This window comes from Pseudotamlana agarivorans (assembly GCF_018860245.1).
In the GTDB taxonomy this organism is placed as follows: Bacteria; Bacteroidota; Bacteroidia; order Flavobacteriales; family Flavobacteriaceae; genus Pseudotamlana; species Pseudotamlana agarivorans_A.
The window spans coordinates 2,479-4,117 of record NZ_JAHKPD010000010.1 but is presented as its reverse complement, the minus strand read 5'-3'; the positions used below and the strand labels follow the sequence as shown (position 1 = coordinate 4,117).

Sequence of the window (1,639 nt, the reverse complement as noted above, 5' to 3'; positions counted from 1 at the left end):
CACCTTACATGAGACCGTTAGCACCAATATAAAAAATGACCGACAGAATAGAAACTTATATAGTTGACTCTTTTACAAATAAGCCTTTCAAAGGAAATCCAGCAGGTGTTTGTATTCTAACCCAAAAACTGACTGATAAACAAATGCAATCTATTGCCAAAGAATTGGGGCTTTCAGAAACGGCATTTATATGTAAAATTGATAATCAAGATAAATATTCAATAAGATATTTTTCGCCAGTAATGGAAATCCCGCTTTGTGGACACGCAACTCTTGCATCTTCCAAAGTACTATTTGAAATTAATCCTAAAATAGATGCTATTCATTTTAAGAATATTCAGAATTTAGATTTAATGATTAAAAAATATGGAAAGAAAATTGAAATGAAATTTCCCGTTTATGATACAATTCCTCAAAATGCTCCTGACGAATTATTATATGCTCTTGGAATTGAAACAATCATAAATTGCGAGTATAATAAGGAAACAAATATCTTACTTCTGGAAATTAAGAGTAGTGAACAATTAGAAAATTTGTCGCCAGATTTTGAAAAATTAAAACAATCTCACAATTCAATAAATGGAGTATTAATTACATCCATTTCACAAAAGGATGACTATGACTTTGAATCAAGATATTTCTGGCCTTGGAGCGGAACAAATGAAGACCCTGTAACTGGAGGAACTCATACTTTCCTCGCTAAATATTGGAGCAATCGATTGAATAAAAAGAAAATGAATTCATATCAATGTTCTGAAAGAACTGGATTTATGGAAGTTGAACTAATTAGTGAGAATAAATTATTGATAAAAAGTGAAGCTCAAATTATATTGAAAGGAGAATTAAGATTATAAATACTGGTGCTAACACCGTATATAATTTATTGCTGGCTTCTCGCCTACTTACGAAAGTCCTCGCGGACTTTCTTGGTCGGTAATTATTTACTAAATTAGTTGCTTGAAACACGCAACAAACCATATACAACAACGTTGGCATTCATTGACGAAACGCACTCAAAATCTAATAAAATGAGTAAATTACTAACAAACAGGAATCTGATAATTGCGAATTTTGCAATTGTCTCTTACTTTATTCTCATTTGGCTAATTAACTTTTACAAAATAGATTTTGTTCTAATAGGAGTTTTTAGAGAAATAATGACAATACCATTTTTGATTGCACAAATTGTGTTTTTAGTTATTGGAATAAGATATTTGATGAAAAATAAAAGAGATCCACTAATAATAATTAGCTTTTTAACATTAGTAATTTGTTCAGTCATTACGATTGGTAGTTTCTTTTAAAATCGAATATAAGTAAGAATATGAAAAACTGAATTGAAAACAGAATTTAGCAAGTTGCGTAATTGCTCACTCAATCGGAATTGAAAAAGTTTGCGGAATAAATCGCTGACCGAATTCACTCAAACGCTGGAAAAAAGGAAAACGAAATTAAGCCAAATAAAAAGTAATCTGAATAAAAACAACGAAATGCCAACACCGTGTATAATTAATTGCTTGGTTCACTGCCGACTTACGAACATTCCTGCGGAATATTCTATCTGTGATTTATTTGCTAAATTAGTTGCTTAACCACGCAACTAATCATACACAATCACGTTACCAACAAGCTAAAAAAA

The 1,639-nt window shown here is 30.7% G+C and carries 1 protein-coding gene; it reads left to right on the top strand.

From position 1 onward, the window contains the following. The first annotated feature begins 35 nt into the window (after window positions 1-35). On the top strand, window positions 36-854 hold the full coding sequence (locus KO493_RS04840) for a PhzF family phenazine biosynthesis protein (protein ID WP_216066820.1): 819 nt from the start codon (window positions 36-38) through the stop codon (window positions 852-854). Window positions 855-1,639: the final 785 nt, after the last annotated feature.

What these genes read in the sequence shown, in the direction of transcription:
- KO493_RS04840 (WP_216066820.1), top strand. Translation starts at nt 36, where the DNA reads ATGACCGACAGAATAGAAACTTATATAGTTGACTCTTTTACAAATAAG.